We start from the raw sequence: 19,793 nt of genomic DNA, 5'->3' as shown, positions 1-19,793 counted from the left end.
TAAATATAAACATTATTGATCTTTCCCACGCCGCTTCCTTTTATTAAATTTGAAAATAAAACTTAAACCCTGTGCGTCATGTTCATTGATTTCTAAAGACAGGAAGCAAATATATTTTTGTATTCCCCTTTAACCTATAATTGTTTATTTATCTTAGTATAATCTATGAAGCGATCTACGTTTATCAAAACCACCGGCCTTGGAGCCTTAAGCTGGATGATGCATCCTGCATGTAAAAACAAAAAACTGACTTCTGCCACCGTCAGTAAAAGGGACCGCATGCTTCAATGGTTAGAAGGAAAGTCATTGCCCGGGTATATTCCCGCAGCTTTTTTTATACATTTTGATGCTCAGCACAAACTTGGTACTGCTGCGGCAGAGCAACATATTAACTTCTTTCGGGCGACTGACATGGATTTTGTAAAGATCCAGTATGAGCAGGAAATGCAACCGGTTGATTTTATCAAAAAACCTTCAGACTGGGCCCGGTGGTCTCCGCCTGACCTTGATTTTTATGAACCCCAGTTGTTGGCAGTTAGGGAGATAGTAGGTGGTTTAAAAAAAGATGCCCTGGTGATCATGACCTTATATTCACCATTTATGTCTGCAGGCCATGCTGCTACCAAAGAAGTGCTATTGGCCCATCTCGAAGAAAATCCTGATGCGGTCAAGGTCGGTCTGGATAGGATGATCGAAAGCCAAATGTCGTTTATAAAAGAATGCATCCGGATAGGAGTAGATGGGTTTTATATGTCGACTCAAGGCTCGGAGACAGGTCAACTCAGCAACCCATCCATTTTCTCTCAGTATATCAAGCCCTCTGACCTCGTTGGTATGAATGAAGCCCAAACACATTGCCCATTCAATATATTGCACGTATGCGACTATCATGCCCCATACGCATCTTATGAAGCTGTGTTGGACTATCCGGGCCAGGTAGTCAATTGCAATCCGCAGACTACATCTCAATTATATACCTGGCAGCAAATCGAGAGTCTTTTTCACCGGCCTTGTATGGGTGGCCTGGACAGGCATGGAGTCATAGGCAAAGGCGGGGAGGAAGCATTAAAAACCGAAATCGATCGGGTGCTGAAAGATGCTCCAAAACGTTTTATTCTTGGTGCTGACTGTACGGCGCCGGGAGATACCGATTGGAGACGATTGCGGTTGGCCATAGATCGGGCACACGGTGCGCAAGGTTAATTTATGAAAATCTAGTAATAGGTTTAAACGAAAGGATTTTGAATAACCAGGCCTTTTATTTTATGACCAGAATGTAAATCTTCAGAATAAATGATACTGCAATCCTGTGCCAAAGCAGCACATAATATCATAGAATCATAAAAAGAATAATTATAATGATTTTTAAGATGTAAGGACTGAATTATAAAATCAATATCTGGACGAATATTACATTGCGGAATTAATATTTCCTGAATGTATAATAGAATATCTTCTGGTTTTAACGTTAATATCTTGCCTTTTGTAGATACATTTATAAATTCCTGAATCACTTGAAAACTCAACCTGCCTAGACCATCAACAAGTCCTTTTTGGATAAGGTCAGAAGCGATTTGTTTTTTTCGCATGTCTTTCTTGTCGAATGAATACAATATAATATTAGTATCGAGTAAAAATTTATCTTTCATTCATTTCCTCCCTTGTAGGCATACGCTTTAAACTTGCGTATGACAGTTTTTTCATAATATCCTGATATTTTTTGGCTGATTGTTTCACGCCAGTATACTTTTCCAACCAAAGCCGGAATTCATTGTTTAAAGTGGTGTGTTCCTTAAATGCCTTCTCTCTTGCTTTGCGGATTAAAGCCTCATCCGCGGTTAAAGTAATATTCTTAGTCATCACATTATATTAGTGTACACAAAAATAGTGTAAATTTTTATTCATTTTTTGATATTTTACAAAAGATGGTCCAGATACTTTTTTTCGCAGAATTCTGATCAATGGTACTCCAACCTGATTGATAGGTTGGGTTAGGTAGTATTGAATATTCTCAAACATTAGTCGATAAAACCTGGCTACTGGCAGAAAAACAAGTCTGATTTTGGTTGATAAAGTGTAAAATTGATAATATATTCACTCAAAGCTATAGATCATGCGACAAAGCCATATGTACCGATATCCTAAAGATTACAAGACTCTTAAAGCTGAGTTTGTCCGTTCTGTTTTTAACACCATCGGTACCAGTGCCCTATTGATTTTTATTAACCAGGCTACTTCTCCGGGTCACTTCTGGGCCCGTATACCGGTATTTATTATGTTCGGTGTATTGGTGTTGAAAGGCTTTAAATTATTAGGGAGTAAAGTAGCACATCGGATGGAGGAAAAACACTTCGAGCCTTCTAGCAGGCAAGAGTATACTGCACCTTATGATCACCTTGAATTGAAAAATCTTTCTGACTATCAGCAGCATCAAAAGCCCTGGAAAGAATCAGAATTCGTAAAATCCAATTTGCAGTAAGCGAATCCTTCCTAGGGAGTCATCCGTATTTTATTGTGGATAATTATCTTCAAAATGACTGCTGTGGTGGTGCAATTCATATAAGCCATCGGCCAAGTATACTTTCAATGTGTTGGTAAAAATGAAAGCAGTATCCATCTGGATTTTATAGCCGATATGAAAGAAGGGGAGATCTAGGTTGACGGGATCAAAATATAGAAGCATGGCAGGATTGTCACATGATCTATCTACAGTTTGACTACTTTTCCAAATAATTATTTGATATTGTCTCATGCAATTGGTTCGTTTACAATTAGTTGACAAATATTATAGTGCATGTTGGGCTGAATTCAATTTTATAGAATATTATTTGCATATTGATACGAAATCTCAGAGTAATTGAGTGATCTTGGCTAAATTTTCAGGTTCATATTTGTTAATGATATGTTAATTGAAAAAAAAAAAAAATACTTTTTGCTATTTTCTGATTTAATTTTATTTCAATTCTTTGAATGCGCTGTACATCCTAGGTCTTTACACACAGATCAGAGAATGCCGGATCCCGAAAAGGCAATAGAGTAGGGTAAAAAATAAATTATTATTACATGTATCGAATTACGGTATTAATCTTAATTTTTTGTTTTTCATGTGTCAAGTCTGCTGATGTTGAATCAGGAATAAGCGATGCTGAAACTGAAAAAATTATCAACGCCGAATTAAAAAATTTGGCGTCATCGATTTTAGAAAAGAGTAATATCTTGAATTTTGATTTTTCGAAGTTAAAATCATCAATTTTATCTTTGTCCTATAGAGATGATTCACATAGGATCGATCAACTAATAGAAAAATCAATGTATCATTCATTGAAGTTGAAGCTGTATAAAGCAGAGAGTGATTTGAATTCATTCGTAGCCCCAGATGATGGAGATACTATTTGTACAGATATCTATCTTTTTGATGTTACGCTTGCAACTGTTGCCTACGGTGGTTGCGTAGTATTATCAGGAACTACGGCTACGGCTGGTTGTACTCTACTTTATATTGTGGCTTTAGAAGCGGCACAATTTAAATTTGATAAGTGTCTTGGAACGACTTATAACTAATTACATTAAAATTTACTTTATGAAAAAAATATTTGCTTATTTAGTGATATTAAATTTTATCACTGCTTGTGCTCAAACAGATTCAAAAAAGAATTACTTAATAGTATAGTAGATGATCCGATTTATTATGAATACCAGCAGACACTATCGCAGAATGCAATAAATATTGCTACTGCAGTTTATGATATGGAGGCTATCAAAAATTTGGTTATAAAGCTAAATGTAAACACGCTTGATGCTACGCTGCTTGATTATTTTGTACCTATAAAAGGTGGGGTGGACTATTTAAATTTGACTATTAAAATGGATCAATTGTTTTCTAAGTTGGTTGAAAACCATACCATCCTTAAGAATATTAGGCCTGAGGACGGGCTTGAACTTTGGAAAATGTTTGATCATAAATATGGATTTTCTAAGAAGACAAATCAAATGATTATGGATAATGTAAAATCAAAAAACTAAGTATGAAAAAGTTGCATTTCTTGCTTTATATTGGGATTGCCCTGTTTTTATTTTCTTTTAGAGAAAATTGTGACGCTCAGTTTAGCTCCGATTTAAATTACGCTTATGATCAATATCAAAGTACTTTACTGAGCTGTCAAAACTATGGTATTGGTAAAGCAAATTGTCAAACGGAAGCCAATTATGCCTACAATTGGAGAATAGATAACGCTTCGTGCGAATATATGAAATGTGTAGGCGGAATTTGTGGTCCAACCACTAATGCTTTCTAAGTAGTATATTTTATAATAAGACAATTCTGTACATGATTAGCCTTTATTCAAGTGGTTAACCTCAAGTGAGCTATTGTTTTCGATCATAAACTAAATCATGATTACCTTTGCCTAATTTGGGATTAGCTTAATTGGTTTAAAATGAATAAAGATCATATTGATATTATCTTAAATTCGTTAAGGGATCTTGTAATATGGGCTGTATATATTCAACTCATTTATAGGTTACTTACAAATCCAAACATTTTTAAGCAAGCGACCGATCCCAGGGAATCATTTCATATCTTTTTTAACATACTTATTTTTTTGGCAATATCATTTATTTTATTTTTGGAGATACGAAAATATTTTAACTGAGATTCAAATTTTGAAGAGCTTTAAACGTGAATCTATATATTTTAATTATAAGGTTTCAGGGATTTTGGAGCAAAGAGCTGAATGTGCTGTATATTGGTGTGATGATGTGACTTCAAGTTCATGCGGCTCTTACAAATATAGATTTAGGGGAGAAGTTATAAGTGAGGTGACACAACCTGGGGTGTATTGCGTGCTGGGGCTCGCTGATGTCGAGCTCACTTTGAAATACACGAGATCAATACCGCTCATCCTTCCTGTATGGTAACCGCTCCATCCCCACGACCTCCATGCCTTTAAATCCAAAATTGAGAGATAGTTATTTTCCTGAAAATTTCATACTATATTTTTTTAACTCTGAATATGCCATTTTTATAAACTGAAAAATGATTAAATAATGCCTCTAATTTTTCAGTAAATAAAAATTGTACCACAGTCAATTTTTCTTTAGCGCTTGCATCTTCCAATCGTAACAGTAATATGCCTTTGTAATTATTTTTTGTTTTATGCGTTAATTCACCAAAATCTTTATCCATAGTAATATAGTAATTAACAAACTAGCCTTATTCTTAAAAGCCAGGTCTATAATTCTTTCATCTTCCATTCTGGGATTGATTTTAAGAATTGAGATAATTTGGAATCCTTGCTCTGCTAGCCAACTTTCGATGCTTTTACCTACACCTACATCTATTACGATGATAGGTTTATCATTCCATGAATTGCTTCTTCTTCCTTGGTATCCATGACATGGGCTGCATAGACTAAACAAGCCCTTATGTCATCTTTTTCCAATGTAGGATATTCATCCAAAATCTCTCTTTCTGTGATGCCCCTGGAAAGCATTTTTAAAATATGAATTACAGATATGCGCATGCCTCTAATGATCGGCTTGCCACTCAATACTTTAGGATTAGTAGTAATTCTATTTAATAGGGATAGATCCATTTTGAAAGTAAAGTTACAGCCATTTCGCAATAAAAATCAGGAGTTAATTCATAATCCCTAACACCGTCATCTTTTCTATTTAGCCAGAGCGTCAAATTCGCTGGTCATCAATACCGCTCATCCTTCCTATATGGTAACCGCTCCATGCCCACGACCTCCATACTCTTAAATCCAAAATCATCCACCACCTTCCCCTTGATCAAATAGATTCCTTTTCCTTTAAACGGGTAGGCCTCTAAGGAAGGCGGAAAATGAGTCGTATCAAAAAATCGTCCTTCCCGGTCTACCCAGGTGCCGAAGCTCATCAGTTTATTGTTTTTAGTACTCACCCATTTGCGTGTCACATAGTAGCCGTACATGATCACGGTCTTGCGGTAGTGTTTGGGCATTTCGGTAGCAGTGATACCGGTAGTGTGTTGGTCGATATAGGGGGCATCGAGGAGGTCAAATGGGGAGCACAGTGGAAAACCTAACAATTCTATTTCATCAAATGCCTGCTCATGCCTGCCTTCTTCCAGGGCCGGCAGGGCAAACTGCTCTGAGGCGTCCGGGAAAAAATTTCCATTTTGCGCATATTTGACCTGTGGATTGTGCACCATGTTTTTTTCCCACATCAGTTCGTATTTGTTCATGCGGGTGAACCGGAAGGCATTGATCCGGATGAGGATCTCCAACTGCTCTTTGCTGATATCGATCCGCTGTACAAAGTCTTCGAGGCTGCGGAAGACGCCGTGCTCAAGCCGCTCTTCGACGATCCGCGCCGCCACCTTTTGCTCCAGGCTCTGGATATGCACCAGGCCTATAAACACATCATCCCCGTAGATCGTCGTGAGATAGGTGCTGTGATTGACGCAAGGGGCATGGATGATCGCGCCGCACATACGCGCCTCGTGTACATAGAGCTCGGTATTGTAGAAGCCCCCAAAATTATTGATCACCGCCACCATGAATTCACGCGGGTAATAGGTCTTCAAAAACAAACTCTGGAAACTCTCCACGGCAAAACTCGCCGAATGCGCCTTACAAAATGAATATCCACTAAAGCTCTCGATCTGTCGCCATACCTCCTGGGTGAGCGCGTCGCTGTAGCCCCTTGCTTTGCAATTGACAAAATATTTTTCCTGCAACCGCCGGAAGGTATCGCTCGATTTTTTCTTACCGGTCATGATGCGCCGCAATACATCACTTTCGTCGAGGTCGAGCCCTGCAAAATGGTGTACGATCTTCATCACATCTTCCTGGTATACCATGACGCCATAGGTTTCTTTGAGATTTTTTTCAAAGACAGGGTGGAGGTACTGGATCTTCTCCGGATGGTGAAATCGCTCAATGTACTCCCGCATCATTCCACTCTGTGCTACGCCCGGTCGGATGATTGAGCTCGCCGCCACCAGGTGTACATAATCATCACATCGCAGCTTGTGCAGCAGACCGCGCATAGCCGGTGACTCGATATAAAAACAACCGATACAGTGCCCGGATCTCAACTGTGCTCTGACATTGGGGTCTTCTTTGATCTTGACTACATCGTGCACATCGAGTGACTGGCGTTTGTTGCGCTTGACGATATCGACAGCATCTTTGATATGACCGAGGCCGCGTTGGCTGAGTACATCGTATTTATGAAAACCCAGATCTTCTGCCCCATACATGTCAAAATGGGTGATGGCAAACCCCTTGGGCATCATCTGCATGGCCGTATGATAGTTGAGCGGTCGCTCACTGATGAGGATACCTCCTGCATGGATAGACAGGTAATTGGGGAAGTTTTCGATGAGTTTACCAAAGCGGAAGATATGCTTGGCCCAGGGATGGTGTTTGTCTGCAGCGAGTGGTTCGTCGACGATGATATCTATGTCGTTTTTGGGTAGTCCAAATACCTTGCCGAGCTCGCGGATGATCGACCTTCCCTTAAAAGTATTGTAAGTAGCCAGTAAGGCTGTGTAGGCATGCCCATAGCGTTTGAAGATATAATCGGTCACATCATCGCGCTCGCTCCACGAGAAGTCGATATCAAAGTCGGGGGGAGATGATCGATGCGGATTGATGAATCGCTCAAAATACAGGTCGAGTTCCAGGGGATCTACATCGGTGATGCCCAGGTTATAGGCCACGATACTATTAGCCCCGCTACCTCGCCCTACATGGTGGTAGCCCGCACTGCGCGCGTAACGCACGATGTCCCAGGTGATGAGAAAATAGGCTGCAAAACCGAGTTTGAAGATCACCTGCAGTTCTTTTTCAGTACGATCGATAGCCTGCCGGTGACTGGCGGTATAGCGACGGCGACATCCCTCGCGTGCGAGTTTGGTGAGCAACTCATAGTCGCCGCCGGGGTTGCCGGTGAAGGTGCGACGATTGACCCCGGTACCACTGTCGAGAGTGATCTCACATTGATCTATCAGGGATTCACTGCGATGGAGGAGCTCGGGGTATCGGTCGTAAGCGGCGCGGAGTGACGCAGTAGATTGGAGATACTCCGAGTCGGATGCGGTATCAGTGGGGGTCAGTCGGGTATGCACGATATTCAGATCGATGCAACGCATGAGTTTGTGCACCCGGTATCCCTCCGGATTGCGATGTACCACTGATGGAAAGGCGATCAACCGGTCAGCACGTTGTCTCAATGCGGACGAGTACAAGCCACCTACCTCAGCAGGGGTCACCCCATAATATTCATGCGGTGCAAAGTCCTCCAGCGTCTTGGGTAATGATCTGTACACGATATAACAATGTTGCAGCGGCGGAGCTATGGCCGACAGAGGCTCGCCCTTGAGTGAACTGTCAGTCAGCAGCCCACAGAGTTCACGCCAGCCCTCGGCGTTTTTGGCGATACCCGTATAGAGATACCTATAGGTTGTATCCCGGTACTCTAAGCCCAATAGCCCTCTTACACCTGCCTTGGCACAAGCTTGCAAAAACTCAAAACTCGCCGAAGTATTATTTATATCTGTCAGTATCAATATTTTATGCCCCAGGGCAGCGGCTTCTGTGACCAGCTCAGTAGGGGAGAGGGTGCCATGACGAAGGCTATAATAACTGTGGCAGTTGAGATACATCTGGCAAATGTCGGATAATTCGACAAATATAGATGGAAAAGTAGACTTTTTAAAAGCCGATACAAAACTATTTAAAAGATGGACCCCTGAAAAATGAGAATCTGTATTATTCCGTATTTTTGTGTATGACCTTTATTGTTGACCCAAAAAATGATCGTGAAGCTAAAGTAGTTTCTGCTTTTCTAAAAAGCCTTTCTATTAAACATCATACTGAAAAGGATGAAGACAAGGCTATGCTTAAAGCAATGGAAGAAGGTAGGAAGTCACGTAAACTGACGGATAAAGAGCAAGCAGAAATGGTCACAAGATTGCGACAAGGGAAATGAAGTTGTTTTCCAGGCGTGCTTTTGAAAAGGAAGCTGATAAATTACCAGGATATAAAAATCAAATTGTCGTACATATTTGATGAGATTGTTCGTGCAGAAAAATTATCTGACATTAAAAATTGCAGGAAATTAGCTGGCCATAAAACAGCGTATCGTATCAAACTGAATAGGTTTAGAGTTGGTTTCTTCTTTGAAAATAACGTGATTGAACTTGTAAGAGTTTTAGATCGAAAGAATATTTACAAATATTTTCCATAGTTTGATATCCGTCTGTAAGTCTTATGGCCCAGGGCAGCGGCTTCCGTGACCAGCTCAGTAGGGGAGAGGGTGTCGTTTTCGTAGATCTAAAGAAGATCGACAGCAAAGAACAAACTGCCATATTGGAGAGTTGGAGAATTGTGACAATACTTACGAAGCTACTGACAACTTATTAAAAAGGATCCTTACAAATTGCCTCCCCTCATTCACTTTCATCATCAAACCATACTTCCCAGGCATCCTGATTCGGGTGAGGAGTGTAGATGGAAACCTCCGGGATTTTTCTGAGTAGAGCTGCCACGGATGACTTTAAGATGGCGTCATCACCAAATATGATTTTACAAAATGTTTTTTTCTGGGCAAGGAGGGATTGGATAAACTCTTCACAAACTTCCAATTGGTAATCCAGTGGTCGATCGTGGGTACGCGGGAAGTCATTTTTCAACGATTCATACTCCAAATTCAGAATGGTGGATTTTTTGCTGGATGGCTTTCCAGCTTTTTCTGAAGATTTAATGCCACCGGTATTTTTGTCAGATTTGGTGGGGTGACCAATCAAAGCAATCTCTTCTGCATTGACTTCCAGTATCTTTCCATCAGCAGATTTAATCTTAAATAGACCTGAGTTTCCTTTGCCTTGAAACCAACCTCGGACTCTGCTAGATTTTACCATCACCTCATCACCGATCCATATATCATCTATATTCATCAGTAAATCGTTTTAATTTTAGGCCAATCTACAGGTATGTTCTTGAAAAGTAAAAAAAGACATTTTATTTGCGTTTTATAAATTAGATTTATATTTGATATTTATAAATATAATCCATATGTCCACTTTTACCAGTAATTTGCCGGATGAGCTCTTGGAGAAACTTGCTTTAAAAGCTAAAGCGCTGTCTTTACCTAAAAATAAACTGATTGAAGCGGCCCTGAAGTTATATCTGGATCATTTGGAAAGAGCTGAGTATATCATATCCTTCAAAAAAGCAGCTAAGGATGTAGATGTGATCAAAATGGCTGAAGAAGGGATGATGGACTACTTGAATCAGTTGGATCTATGAAACAAAAAGAGATTTGGATGGCTGATCTTAATCCAACCATCGGCTCAGAACAATCGGGCATATGGCCGGTGGTAATATTAAGTGGTAATGCATTGAATGATCATATGCCCATAGTGATCGTCGCCCCATTATCCTCTAAAATCAAAAACTATAAAGGTCATCCGGTGTTATCTCCCGATAAATCGAATGGATTAGAGGCTCCATCCGAAATCTTACTTTTTCAAATAAAATCAATTTCTAAAATTCGGTTACAGCAGAAATTGGGGGAGATCAGTGAAATGACTTTCAAATCCTGCCTGGTAACGATCAGTGATTTACTCAAATATTAATTTGCGAGACAAGTGAAGGGGTGACTCGAAGTCACCCCTTCACTTTGTCACTTTGTGACTTTGCTCGTTGGTCTTTATTAAATTAAATTTGGAAATGAATTTTTACACAAACCAGCTTTTTCATGTCTATAACCAGGGCAACAATAGAAATACCATTTTCTTTTCTGATGAAAACTATGAATACTTTAGATGGAAAATGAAAGCATACCTTTTGCCTTTTGTTGATGTTATATCATATTGCCTTATGCCTACCCATTTTCATTGGCAAATCTATGTGCATAAAGATTTCATTGAGCGGAAGACACTGAGAAACCATGTAGAAGAAGTTGAACGACAAAGGCTGAAAAATAAATATGGTGAGAAGGGATTCACCAACTCTTCACCTACTCTTTTCAAAGTCAATGAAAATTCGCTGGTTTCTTTAAACGAGGCTATTGGTATACTACAGCGTACTTATACCAGAGCACTCAATAAAGAAAGGAACTGGACTGGCAGTGTTTTTAGAGCTGATTGCAAATCAAAAGATGGATGGAGTGAAGAATTTATTACGGTGGCAAAATCAAATGGAAAGGCTGATTTTCGATTTACTATAGATAATAATTATGGATATACTTGTATGAAATACATTCACGAAAATCCAATCAAAGCCGGGTTAGTCAATGCAACTATTAATTGGAAATACTCTTCAGCCAGAGGATACGCGGGATTAGAGAATGATGGCATTTGCAATGTCGAGATGGGCAGGACAATCATAGGAATCAAGTGACGAGTCGAGGGACAAGTGAAGGGGTGACTCGAAGTCTCCCTTTCACTTTGTCAGCAATTCCCAGTAAAACTTCGGATGGAGGCGTTGTTTTTGCTGATGGATATCATCCATTATATTTCTGAGTGTCTGTTGTATACGAGGACTGGCTTTAGCCTTTTTGATGACAAAATCCAATAGCTGGGGATACCTCAATATTCGTTGTAGTCGTGCACTAAACTGGAGCTCTTTCCACATCCTCCGATAGATCTCCGCATCATAGAGTTGATTGGTTTTGGCGGAAAAATCGCCCTGGCCAAGATGTTGGATGATATGCATGGCAGCGACCCGACCACTTCGGATAGCATTGCCGATACCTTCTCCGCTCAGGGGATCTATCAGCGAAGCTGCATCACCAAGGAGGAGGTATCGGTCACCTGATATTTTTCTTTTCCTGGACGCTAAAGGCAGGTTAAATCCTTTGACAGACTCAAGTGCCCTGGCATGCGCAAACCGAACTTTTAACATAGGATGCGTGGAGATCAGTTCGTCCAGGGTTTCCTTAAGATTTATTTTCTTTTTCGAAATAAATGAGGACAATATGCCTATACCTACATTGGCTTTTTGGTCTGCCAGGGGAAATACCCACAAATAGCCGGGTATGGTTTTGCGGAAAAAATATAGTTCGATATAATTCTCTTCGTGAAATCCTGTGACCTGCTCATAGTACCTCCGCAAAGCGGCACTAGTCCTTTTTTTGTCCATGTTTCTGTCAGAAGAAAAATGACGAGCCACGGTGCTCTGGGCTCCATCTGCTCCGATGACGAGGTCTGCCTTCATCACTCCTTTGCTGGTGACGATGTTCACTCTTGTGTCGGCATCGTAATCCAGCGACTGTACCCGGCAATCTTCTATCACCTCAACAGTAGGATGCCCTTTGGTATATTGAAATAAAAAATTGTCAAAATCTAATCGGGGACAGACATAAGCATTGTTGTGCTGATTTTTAGTCAATATGGGTACCTCCCAAAGGTGACCGGTTGGCGAAATAATCCGCCCCCCATAAATAGATATCTTATTGCTAATGTGCTGAAACTGCGCTGCCAGGTCAGGTGATATCATCCCTAATTGATTGATCACATCCAGGCTCAAAGCATCTCCACAGATCTTATCCCGGGGGAAAATTGCTTTTTCAATGATAGTGACAGGTATCTTTTTTTCTGCCAGAAGCAAAGCACAAGCACAACCTGCCGGCCCTCCCCCCACGATCACGATCTTAGAATGCGTCATGCTCAAAAGTACAAAAACTGACACCTATTTAATTGTTACCAGCTATTGGAGAACCCGCATCATCTGTGTTTGGGTTAAATGGGCTCAAATCAATGGACAATTTTTGATCGGGCTGGGTTAGTTATTACAATCCAACAAAAATATTACCTTAGATGGTTGTAATTTCAATTTTCATATGGCAGGTATATTCTCAAGCAAAATTTCAAGAAAAGACAAGAAAAGATACCGTCTGATCTTTTCTGTTTTGTTGTCAATTCTTTTATTTGTCATAATGTATTATGTATTGCCCACGCGTACAGGCGATGTAGCAGGGGAGAAGAAAATTCTTAAAACAGGATTTATTGCCTTTGTTTTTGGATTTCTACCCTTCTATATTTTGCCCTGGTTGAAGTGGATCATGGGCCATGATAATGACCTGGAAGAGGATATGGATGGCAAACCCAAGCATTTCGAAGGTTGATTTCAGGGAATATTCATTTTTGCTTTCATTTCTTTCCTTTTCTGATGACTCAATTTCACAGGGAGCTTTGTTTTTCGTTTTAAATCCCACTTTTTCCTTTGAGGCGTTCGTCGTCGTAAAAATTCATTGATCTACCTGTTTTCCATTTTGCAAAATAGACTATCTGTCCCGTGTGGTACGAAAGGTGCTCTGTCACATGGATCAGGATGCCGACGCCGGTCATTTGATAACACTGTACCCCTCTTAACTTCAACAATTCAGCGTCGTCACATTGGTCTATGACAGCATATACCGAATCCATGATCGCCTCAAGCTTTTGCACCAGCTCCTCTTTGGCTATTGGGGTGTGGTGGATAAATTCTTCAGTTCTATTCCTATGATCAGGCAGACCGCCTATCCCGCTTAGGATGTATTGGGTAAGATTACCACAAAGGTGCAGTAGGATATTACCTATACTATTGCTGTTTTCATTGGGTTTCCACCAAATAGATGATTCGTCAAGTATAGCCAGGGCTGCTACGATTTTGTGATGACTTTCTTTTAACCTACTGATCGATTCGTCGATGATCGTTTGAGCAAGATCCATAGTGGTCCAAAGCTCCGAATATTATTTTAAGGAAACATAAAAATCTAAATGAATCATCATAACTGACCTATGGCCAGGGTAAACATACTGATTCTGATATCGGGTATTTGCAGCAAGGGTTTGGCACATGCTTCCAGCGTAGCACCAGTAGTCAGTACATCGTCTACCAATAAGATATGTTTTTTAGAATAGTTTTTATGATCCATCAATTTGAATGCGTCCTCTACATTATTCATTCTTTCCATTCTATGAAATCCAGTTTGGCTTTTGGTCATATGAACTTTGGCCAATGAACGCTGATGTACCGGAACTGATAATTCTTGAGAGATTCCATATGCAATACGTTCTGCTTGATTGTACCCCCTGGTCCAGAGTTTTTGTGGGTGGATCGGTACAGGAATGATCATGTCAGGCAAATCCCATTTTTTCTTCATTTCCCGACCGGCTATCCGTCCCAGGTGGACTCCAATTTCCGGACGGGATTGATATTTCAGTTTGTGTATGACTTTCTGAAACAATCCGCCAGGTACAAACTTATACAAGGAGGCACCTTGTTCGATGGGGATTCTACCCACAAACTTTTGAGTAAACTCATTCTGACGATGGTCCCAATGCTGGGTAGCCGATATTTCATAAGTGCAGTGTACACAATATAGATGATTTCGAATGGCCTGCTGTTCTTCACAGGCCATACATATGCCTGGAAAAAAGAGATCTAATAAACTTGAAGAAAAATCAGTAAAAAAGAATGCGCCTTGTCGAATTACATGTTCAATTGAATAAACTCCACCAGATTCCTTTGGTGTCATTTTTTATTTTTTGAGCATCTGTATAATTTGGATGGTTTGGATCCGAAAGTATTTTATTGAGTTTTTTTTCAAACATTGGGGTAGATGTCTGATGACTTTTGATAAGGCAGATCACGGCGCTCATATCGATATCTGCATCCGCGACAACACCTGCCTTGGTGAAAGCATTTGCCGCTGGTTCGCATTGGCCCATACGGGTATACATCCTGCCGATATATTGTTGGGCTTTTGAGTACACAGCACCGGTAGCAGGTTCTATTTTATCCAGCTCTTTGATAGCACTGGTATAATCGTTGTGATATTTATTCAAAATGTCAAACAGCGGGGCTTCTGGTGATTCGCCGGGAGATCGTAACTGCAGCGCTGTAATTTCCTCAATATAGTCTCGACCTAAAGTATCGGCATATTCTTTTACATACATATACTTGGTGTACCCAAATCCTACGACAAATAATATAGCTGCAGCAGCAACCCATCGTATCCATCTGACAGGCTTCGTGGTTGTTTGAGGTTTTTCAAGTTGTATTATTTTGCTGTTTTCTTTTTGGTCCCGATCGGTTACTTTGAGCTGCCATTCTTGAATTTGAGCTCGAAGACTGGCTTCAATTTTTTGTTCGACGACTTCTTTTGAAATTACAAAGGCGTCATAAGCCTTGGAAGCATCTTGATTTTTATTAAGGTTTTGAAGGAAATCAGTAGTCTCTTCATCGGACATTTGTTTGAGATAATATCGCTCAAACAGGTCCAGCCAGGTTTCATTTAGAGAGAATGAGTTCATTTCAGTTCATTTTTTGTGTGAGGGTTCGATTGGATTAGTTTGATCAACTGCTGTTGGCAGTCGTACTTGGCTTTTCGGGCAGTAGAGGAATCCGTTAGTTTTAAGGCATTGGCTATTTCCTCCATGGAGTAAGACAGCTGCCACATTTCAAGAATGTTTTGACATTTGGTACCGAGTTTACTGAGCAGGTTTTTAAGGTATTCCTTTCGTTGTTCATCCATCATCAGATTATCAGGTTGAACGCTACTCGATATCAGTTCCTGATCTGAAAAGCTTTCTTTTAAAGTTAGACTCTTTTTTCTTAAGTGATTCATCCACAAGTATTTACCTATTGAATAGAGGTAGGAAGTTAAGCTGCCTTCGACTCTAAAATCACCGCTGCGGATATTTTTGTCCAGCACGATCATAGCCTCTTGATAGAGGTCTTCTCCATCCTGTGTATTGCCGTGATTGTTTGTGATCATATGAGTAAGTTTATCTTTGATTCCAGAGTCATTATAGATATTACTCAAAGCCTGCTCCCTTAGTCTTCCGCCTGCCTGAATCATTTCTACCAGTCTCTTTTCTTCTGCTACATCCATAAGTGTAAGTGCTTGATTAAATGTCCTGAAACTTTAGTTAAAAAATTGTGGGCTTAAATATAAATAATTATAAATCAAATGTTTGAGAGGTAATAAATATTTAATTCTTTTTGCTTCCGATCTTAGCCCGGTCCAATATGTAATGATGGACCAATGTATTTTGATGGAATATTTTGAATACGAACCGATCAAGCTTTGTTTGCATTATTTTATATGGCCTTTGACACATTAAAGTTGCTTGACGAGGGATTGCGGTAAATATTTTTTAAAAAAGCACTTTAACCTAGTGACATTTTGCACGTATATTACATCTATTGTTGAACTAAACTTCTAAAACTTATTATTTATGGCCAAAATTGAATTTCCTTTTAAATATGGTACCGTACATCTTTACGATGAACTAAAGCACCTTGCATTGCTGGAAAAAATTCAGCTTGAGCAAAAAGAAGACTTTAAAGAAAATTGCGAGACGCTTTTGCATACCAGTGAGCAAATCGAAAACGTAGCAAAAAATGCTTCAAAATACAGATCCGCCTGGTACACGTATGATTCCATCGCAGCATTTTTTGGGGTCACCAATGCCCTTCGAAAATCTGGTTTTTTGGGAAAAATCCTGGCATTTTTCCTGAGCCCATCATCCTATTTTAAATTTTTTAAATAATTTACTTATGTCCTATTGCCCTTCTCCTGGTCCTCCATGTTATACTGAAAAAAGTACAAGTACCGGTAATGCTGCATTGCAAGCTTATGCCAGAATTCTTTCGCCTAAGTCAACAGAAATTGCCTGGCAAAGAAAATATTTTTACAATCCTATTGTCTCTTCAATTCCAATTACGGCACGCATATACGATGTCAATAAATCAACTGTCTTGGTAAACTTTGAAGAAGTATTGGATCACGATTTATGCAACAAAGACTTAATGCATTATTATGTTCCTCAAGGATTGGACAAATTGGAAAATCACACAATAGTAGTATATGAATTCATAGAAAATGATAATGACCACTACGAGTTTAAAATCCAGATTCTCTGAAAGTATTAAATAGTGTCGGGTCATGTTATGAATAGATCGATAGGTGTATTTATTTTCAGTTTGCTGTGCATTCATATGTATGGTACGGAGATTGACTTGCTCCACAACTTATATAATAAAATAAATAATTACGAAAATGCTGGTGCGCACAACCTGGTTTTGGAGAATTCACTTAAGTTATTTGAGCTTGCTTCCACATCGCCCAATGACTCCATCAAGGTTGAATACCGATGTAAATCATTGTTTTTTCAGTTGGATTATTATAGAGACAGAAATGGTGTGGAGTTTGACCGAATATTCCAAATGCTTAAAAATGAGATTCGACCAGATGTTCCATTAAGTTTTGCGATTCAATATGGCATTTACATAAATGAATATGAATTTTACAAAGAAAAAAATACAAATTTCGACAAGATCAATGTGTTAAACCAGGCAGAAACCCTTTTATTAAAGCATCAATCTGAATTAGAAAACTCTGATATCGCTTTTTACAGGATGATGATTCAGTTTCGCAAAGGGGACGCTTATCTCAAAGACGGTAAACTTAGTCTTGCAGGTAGCCAATATAACCAAGCGATGACTACCGCTATTGAAGCTGATTCGTTGAAATCAAAAAAAGAGAAAAAATTTTGGGGATTCGAACAGGCCAGGCTCGTAGATCTGTTCAAATTTGCAGTAGTGTCCGGAGATCTTCAATCAATAGATAAAGTGCTCAATAAGCTCCATTCAAATAAAAGAAAGTCATTGTATGATAAGCGTTGGGAGCGGGAGCTCATCCAGGTGTTGTTGCGTAAAAATGGCATAAAATCAGACCAGATGAATTCTATTTTGACCCAACTTACTTCAAATGATTTGTTGACGCATGATCCAATCATCTTCATAAAAATCAGCCAGTATTTTATACAGCATGACTTTGTCTCTAAATCAATATACTACCGAGACAAGGCCCTGGCCCTATTGCCTGCTTTTAAAAACGATGCTCAGGTCAATTTGGAGTTTCTTTTGCTCCAGGGCTCGTTGGCATTGAAAAATTGCAATTTTCCGGAAATTGATTCAATGGTGGTCCAATCTAAAAAATGGCTTTTTTATGGTCCTGATCTGCATATGAAAGGAAGTAGAAGTGATTACCTTGTTTTTATGCAAAAAGCGACTTCGATGTATACAGACGCTTATAGACTTACGAAGGACACAGCACTTTTGACTAAATGTGCCAGGCTCACCGACGAAGCGATCAAGGTGCTGTATTATTTGCGCCTGGACTTGCCCGATGATGCTGACAGGGTCACTTTACTTACCCAATTAAAAAGTTTATGTGACCATGCTTTGTATAATTATTATGAATTGTTTAAGCATATCCAGCCTACCCAGGCACAACTCAGCGTGCTCCTCAATTATTTTGAGTCCAATAAATCTTATAATTTGTTCCTTGCCAAAGATTTACCCCCAGACGAACGTTTGATTTTAAACTCTTTAAAATCAAAAGTAGCTGAGGTAAATCAGTTGATACAATCCTCTGTAGAACAGATTGATTCTTTAATTATTTTAAAATCCATTTTAGTCGATTCTTCTATTAGTGTATGGCAGCACAGTCATCTCAATTTTGAAATGTTAGACATGGATGTAGTGCAGGCTGGTTTGCCGGCTGATCAGACCATCGTGGAGTATTTTAATTTTAATCAAGCTTACACTTATGCACTGGTGATTAATAAACAATCAGTGATATTTAAACAACTTCCATTATCTCTTTCTGGTGAGGCAAGGAATATCGACGAATTATTACTTTCGATTGGTACCCTGCTTACAGAGTTCTCAGATAATTTTCTGCAAGCATCGAAGGATTATATTGATGTGGCTACAAAGATCTATAATCTCCTGATTCTGCCTTTTGAGCACGATCTAAAACATAAGATACTCATCGTACCTGAGGCCAATATGGCCAATTTGCCATGGGCTGCATTACTCACCCATCCATCTTCTACACTTGATTGCAGAAAGTGGCCTTATTGGGTTAAGACCAACACCATTGCTTCGCAACATTCTTTATCTATATGGGCTATGGATCATCAAAGAGTAAGATCTCCAGTTACATTCAACCGGCCATTTGTGGCATTTGGCCCTACATTTGTTGACCTTCATCATAATGTAGATGAGTGCCAGGAACTGCAAAAAATGATCGGAGGTGATGTATATCTTGGTGATCAGGCTACCATGGATAATTTTTTAAAGTTCGCTCCTTACTCAAAGATTATTCACATTTCCAGCCACGCCCAAGCCAGTCCGGATGACCAGGATTCATCTATAATATTATTTGATGGAGGTATGATGACTAGTGGCACAATTGCTGAAAAGTCCCTGCCAGCTGATCTTGTATTTCTAAGTGCTTGCGAAACAGGTATTGGGAAAAAGATTGAAGAAGAAGGTGTCTTTAGCCTGGCCAGATCATTTTTCAACGCAGGAGCATCCTCTGTGATCAGCACGCTCTGGAAGGTCAGTGATCAAGTCGCCAATCTACAAGTCCGTCAAATCTATCAACACTTATTAAATGGTAGATTCAAAGATGAGGCTATCCAGGAAATGCAGCTTGACTATATTTCTCATGCCAGAACGGCCGAGTCAGCCTTTCCTTTTTATTGGGCTGCATTTCAATGCCAGGGGGACTTAGCCCCATTGATAAAAGATTCACTGCTAAGTCGGATCACCAACCTTTTTAGTCTGATACCCATGTTTTCTTTTAGCCTTGCCGGTTTAGGAGGTTACCTATTCTATAGTAGAAAGTATCTGTCAGGCATTATACAGTTGATAGCGTAGTTAGAAAGTAAAATAATACTGCGTACGTTTGTTCAGGAGGCTGAAAAGCCAACCCAAAGCAGGTGGGCAGGTTATTAC

24 protein-coding genes are annotated in these 19,793 nt (G+C 39.7%); 13 read left to right on the top strand and 11 right to left on the bottom strand.

Going from position 1 to position 19,793, the window contains the following annotated elements:
- The first annotated feature begins 165 nt into the window (after positions 1-165).
- Complete coding sequence (locus IPJ09_08330; GenBank protein MBK7371435.1) at positions 166-1,203, top strand: hypothetical protein; 1,038 nt, start codon at positions 166-168, stop codon at positions 1,201-1,203.
- Between the two features lie 23 nt (positions 1,204-1,226).
- Here IPJ09_08330 and IPJ09_08325 read toward each other — a convergent pair whose 3' ends face one another.
- Positions 1,227-1,649, bottom strand: coding sequence for a PIN domain-containing protein (locus tag IPJ09_08325; protein ID MBK7371434.1), 423 nt, complete (start codon positions 1,647-1,649; stop codon positions 1,227-1,229).
- Entirely contained in the window at positions 1,639-1,860 is a 222-nt protein-coding gene (locus IPJ09_08320) for a hypothetical protein (protein ID MBK7371433.1), read from the bottom strand. Before IPJ09_08320 ends, IPJ09_08325 begins: the two co-directional genes overlap by 11 nt.
- A gap of 253 nt (positions 1,861-2,113) precedes the next feature.
- On the opposite strand from IPJ09_08320, the gene IPJ09_08315 reads away from it, so the two are divergent.
- The 4 genes from IPJ09_08315 (at position 2,114) to IPJ09_08300 (ending at position 4,295) form a co-directional block, all read left to right on the top strand.
- Positions 2,114-2,479: a hypothetical protein gene (locus IPJ09_08315; GenBank protein ID MBK7371432.1), complete on the top strand. Its 366-nt coding sequence runs from the start codon at positions 2,114-2,116 to the stop codon at positions 2,477-2,479.
- A gap of 584 nt (positions 2,480-3,063) precedes the next feature.
- Entirely contained in the window at positions 3,064-3,561 is a 498-nt protein-coding gene (locus IPJ09_08310) for a hypothetical protein (protein MBK7371431.1), read from the top strand.
- A 66-nt stretch (positions 3,562-3,627) separates the two neighbouring features.
- Positions 3,628-4,023: a hypothetical protein gene (locus tag IPJ09_08305; GenBank protein MBK7371430.1), complete on the top strand. Its 396-nt coding sequence runs from the start codon at positions 3,628-3,630 to the stop codon at positions 4,021-4,023.
- A gap of 2 nt (positions 4,024-4,025) precedes the next feature.
- The gene (locus IPJ09_08300) at positions 4,026-4,295 is read left to right on the top strand and encodes a hypothetical protein (GenBank protein MBK7371429.1); all 270 of its coding nucleotides are present in this window, start codon (positions 4,026-4,028) and stop codon (positions 4,293-4,295) included.
- A gap of 695 nt (positions 4,296-4,990) precedes the next feature.
- Here IPJ09_08300 and IPJ09_08295 read toward each other — a convergent pair.
- The 3 genes from IPJ09_08295 to IPJ09_08285 all read right to left on the bottom strand — a co-directional run bounded on the left by IPJ09_08295 (position 4,991) and on the right by IPJ09_08285 (position 8,653).
- A complete protein-coding gene (locus IPJ09_08295; GenBank protein MBK7371428.1) occupies positions 4,991-5,185 on the bottom strand; it encodes a hypothetical protein in 195 nt (64 codons plus the stop codon).
- A 154-nt stretch (positions 5,186-5,339) separates the two neighbouring features.
- On the bottom strand, positions 5,340-5,594 hold the full coding sequence (locus tag IPJ09_08290) for a DUF433 domain-containing protein (GenBank protein ID MBK7371427.1): 255 nt from the start codon (positions 5,592-5,594) through the stop codon (positions 5,340-5,342).
- Positions 5,595-5,701: 107 nt separating this feature from the next.
- Positions 5,702-8,653: a DNA polymerase III subunit alpha gene (locus IPJ09_08285; protein MBK7371426.1), complete on the bottom strand. Its 2,952-nt coding sequence runs from the start codon at positions 8,651-8,653 to the stop codon at positions 5,702-5,704.
- A gap of 125 nt (positions 8,654-8,778) precedes the next feature.
- Between IPJ09_08285 and IPJ09_08280 the strand changes: the two genes are divergently transcribed.
- On the top strand, positions 8,779-8,979 hold the full coding sequence (locus IPJ09_08280) for a hypothetical protein (protein ID MBK7371425.1): 201 nt from the start codon (positions 8,779-8,781) through the stop codon (positions 8,977-8,979).
- 460 nt (positions 8,980-9,439) lie between these two features.
- Here IPJ09_08280 and IPJ09_08275 read toward each other — a convergent pair whose 3' ends face one another.
- Complete coding sequence (locus IPJ09_08275) at positions 9,440-9,946, bottom strand: hypothetical protein (GenBank protein MBK7371424.1); 507 nt, start codon at positions 9,944-9,946, stop codon at positions 9,440-9,442.
- A 118-nt stretch (positions 9,947-10,064) separates the two neighbouring features.
- On the opposite strand from IPJ09_08275, the gene IPJ09_08270 reads away from it, so the two are divergent.
- The 3 genes from IPJ09_08270 (at position 10,065) to IPJ09_08260 (ending at position 11,393) form a co-directional block, all read left to right on the top strand.
- Positions 10,065-10,298, top strand: a complete 234-nt coding sequence (locus IPJ09_08270; protein ID MBK7371423.1) for a ribbon-helix-helix protein, CopG family — start codon at positions 10,065-10,067, stop codon at positions 10,296-10,298.
- Positions 10,295-10,627 carry a type II toxin-antitoxin system PemK/MazF family toxin gene (locus tag IPJ09_08265; protein ID MBK7371422.1) on the top strand — a complete coding sequence of 111 codons (333 nt, stop codon included), beginning with the start codon at positions 10,295-10,297 and terminating at the stop codon, positions 10,625-10,627. The genes IPJ09_08270 and IPJ09_08265 overlap by 4 nt, the downstream gene beginning before the upstream one ends.
- A gap of 94 nt (positions 10,628-10,721) precedes the next feature.
- Positions 10,722-11,393, top strand: coding sequence for a hypothetical protein (locus IPJ09_08260; protein ID MBK7371421.1), 672 nt, complete (start codon positions 10,722-10,724; stop codon positions 11,391-11,393).
- A 42-nt stretch (positions 11,394-11,435) separates the two neighbouring features.
- On the opposite strand, the gene IPJ09_08255 is transcribed toward IPJ09_08260, so the two are convergent.
- The gene (locus IPJ09_08255) at positions 11,436-12,659 is read right to left on the bottom strand and encodes a geranylgeranyl reductase family protein (protein ID MBK7371420.1); all 1,224 of its coding nucleotides are present in this window, start codon (positions 12,657-12,659) and stop codon (positions 11,436-11,438) included.
- 271 nt (positions 12,660-12,930) lie between these two features.
- Between IPJ09_08255 and IPJ09_08250 the strand changes: the two genes are divergently transcribed.
- Complete coding sequence (locus tag IPJ09_08250; protein MBK7371419.1) at positions 12,931-13,119, top strand: hypothetical protein; 189 nt, start codon at positions 12,931-12,933, stop codon at positions 13,117-13,119.
- A gap of 79 nt (positions 13,120-13,198) precedes the next feature.
- Here IPJ09_08250 and IPJ09_08245 read toward each other — a convergent pair whose 3' ends face one another.
- The 4 genes from IPJ09_08245 to IPJ09_08230 are packed head-to-tail and all read right to left on the bottom strand — an operon-like array spanning position 13,199 to position 15,873.
- Positions 13,199-13,705, bottom strand: coding sequence for a DUF1572 family protein (locus tag IPJ09_08245; protein ID MBK7371418.1), 507 nt, complete (start codon positions 13,703-13,705; stop codon positions 13,199-13,201).
- A 56-nt stretch (positions 13,706-13,761) separates the two neighbouring features.
- Entirely contained in the window at positions 13,762-14,514 is a 753-nt protein-coding gene (locus IPJ09_08240) for a ComF family protein (GenBank protein MBK7371417.1), read from the bottom strand.
- Entirely contained in the window at positions 14,477-15,292 is an 816-nt protein-coding gene (locus IPJ09_08235; GenBank protein MBK7371416.1) for a hypothetical protein, read from the bottom strand. The genes IPJ09_08240 and IPJ09_08235 overlap by 38 nt, the downstream gene beginning before the upstream one ends.
- Positions 15,289-15,873, bottom strand: a complete 585-nt coding sequence (locus IPJ09_08230; protein MBK7371415.1) for a sigma-70 family RNA polymerase sigma factor — start codon at positions 15,871-15,873, stop codon at positions 15,289-15,291. The genes IPJ09_08235 and IPJ09_08230 overlap by 4 nt, the downstream gene beginning before the upstream one ends.
- Positions 15,874-16,219: 346 nt before the next feature.
- Here IPJ09_08230 and IPJ09_08225 point away from each other — a divergent pair, with 346 nt between their 5' ends.
- The 3 genes from IPJ09_08225 to IPJ09_08215 are packed head-to-tail and all read left to right on the top strand — an operon-like array spanning position 16,220 to position 19,715.
- Positions 16,220-16,534: a hypothetical protein gene (locus IPJ09_08225; protein MBK7371414.1), complete on the top strand. Its 315-nt coding sequence runs from the start codon at positions 16,220-16,222 to the stop codon at positions 16,532-16,534.
- Between the two features lie 7 nt (positions 16,535-16,541).
- Positions 16,542-16,907: a hypothetical protein gene (locus tag IPJ09_08220; GenBank protein MBK7371413.1), complete on the top strand. Its 366-nt coding sequence runs from the start codon at positions 16,542-16,544 to the stop codon at positions 16,905-16,907.
- A gap of 27 nt (positions 16,908-16,934) precedes the next feature.
- Entirely contained in the window at positions 16,935-19,715 is a 2,781-nt protein-coding gene (locus IPJ09_08215; protein ID MBK7371412.1) for a CHAT domain-containing protein, read from the top strand.
- Positions 19,716-19,793 lie beyond the last annotated feature (78 nt).

Source organism: Saprospiraceae bacterium, from assembly GCA_016709995.1.
Lineage (GTDB): Bacteria > Bacteroidota > Bacteroidia > Chitinophagales > Saprospiraceae > JADJLQ01.
This window is presented reverse-complemented; position numbering and strand designations above follow the sequence as displayed.

Bases quoted from the DNA above. Each gene is read 5' to 3' on its own strand.
- IPJ09_08270 (MBK7371423.1), top strand. From the start codon at position 10,065: ATGTCCACTTTTACCAGTAATTTGCCGGATGAGCTCTTGGAGAAACTT.
- IPJ09_08310 (MBK7371431.1), top strand. From the start codon at position 3,064: ATGTATCGAATTACGGTATTAATCTTAATTTTTTGTTTTTCATGTGTC.
- IPJ09_08330 (MBK7371435.1), top strand. From the start codon at position 166: ATGAAGCGATCTACGTTTATCAAAACCACCGGCCTTGGAGCCTTAAGC.
- IPJ09_08220 (MBK7371413.1), top strand. From the start codon at position 16,542: ATGTCCTATTGCCCTTCTCCTGGTCCTCCATGTTATACTGAAAAAAGT.
- IPJ09_08265 (MBK7371422.1), top strand. From the start codon at position 10,295: ATGAAACAAAAAGAGATTTGGATGGCTGATCTTAATCCAACCATCGGC.
- IPJ09_08255 (MBK7371420.1), bottom strand. From the start codon at position 12,659: ATGACGCATTCTAAGATCGTGATCGTGGGGGGAGGGCCGGCAGGTTGT.
- IPJ09_08295 (MBK7371428.1), bottom strand. From the start codon at position 5,185: ATGGATAAAGATTTTGGTGAATTAACGCATAAAACAAAAAATAATTAC.
- IPJ09_08300 (MBK7371429.1), top strand. From the start codon at position 4,026: ATGAAAAAGTTGCATTTCTTGCTTTATATTGGGATTGCCCTGTTTTTA.
- IPJ09_08245 (MBK7371418.1), bottom strand. From the start codon at position 13,705: ATGGATCTTGCTCAAACGATCATCGACGAATCGATCAGTAGGTTAAAA.
- IPJ09_08275 (MBK7371424.1), bottom strand. From the start codon at position 9,946: ATGAATATAGATGATATATGGATCGGTGATGAGGTGATGGTAAAATCT.
- IPJ09_08230 (MBK7371415.1), bottom strand. From the start codon at position 15,873: ATGGATGTAGCAGAAGAAAAGAGACTGGTAGAAATGATTCAGGCAGGC.
- IPJ09_08250 (MBK7371419.1), top strand. From the start codon at position 12,931: ATGTATTATGTATTGCCCACGCGTACAGGCGATGTAGCAGGGGAGAAG.
- IPJ09_08215 (MBK7371412.1), top strand. From the start codon at position 16,935: ATGAATAGATCGATAGGTGTATTTATTTTCAGTTTGCTGTGCATTCAT.
- IPJ09_08225 (MBK7371414.1), top strand. From the start codon at position 16,220: ATGGCCAAAATTGAATTTCCTTTTAAATATGGTACCGTACATCTTTAC.
- IPJ09_08235 (MBK7371416.1), bottom strand. From the start codon at position 15,292: ATGAACTCATTCTCTCTAAATGAAACCTGGCTGGACCTGTTTGAGCGA.
- IPJ09_08320 (MBK7371433.1), bottom strand. From the start codon at position 1,860: ATGACTAAGAATATTACTTTAACCGCGGATGAGGCTTTAATCCGCAAA.
- IPJ09_08285 (MBK7371426.1), bottom strand. From the start codon at position 8,653: ATGTATCTCAACTGCCACAGTTATTATAGCCTTCGTCATGGCACCCTC.
- IPJ09_08290 (MBK7371427.1), bottom strand. From the start codon at position 5,594: ATGGATCTATCCCTATTAAATAGAATTACTACTAATCCTAAAGTATTG.
- IPJ09_08240 (MBK7371417.1), bottom strand. From the start codon at position 14,514: ATGACACCAAAGGAATCTGGTGGAGTTTATTCAATTGAACATGTAATT.
- IPJ09_08280 (MBK7371425.1), top strand. From the start codon at position 8,779: ATGACCTTTATTGTTGACCCAAAAAATGATCGTGAAGCTAAAGTAGTT.
- IPJ09_08260 (MBK7371421.1), top strand. From the start codon at position 10,722: ATGAATTTTTACACAAACCAGCTTTTTCATGTCTATAACCAGGGCAAC.
- IPJ09_08315 (MBK7371432.1), top strand. From the start codon at position 2,114: ATGCGACAAAGCCATATGTACCGATATCCTAAAGATTACAAGACTCTT.
- IPJ09_08325 (MBK7371434.1), bottom strand. From the start codon at position 1,649: ATGAAAGATAAATTTTTACTCGATACTAATATTATATTGTATTCATTC.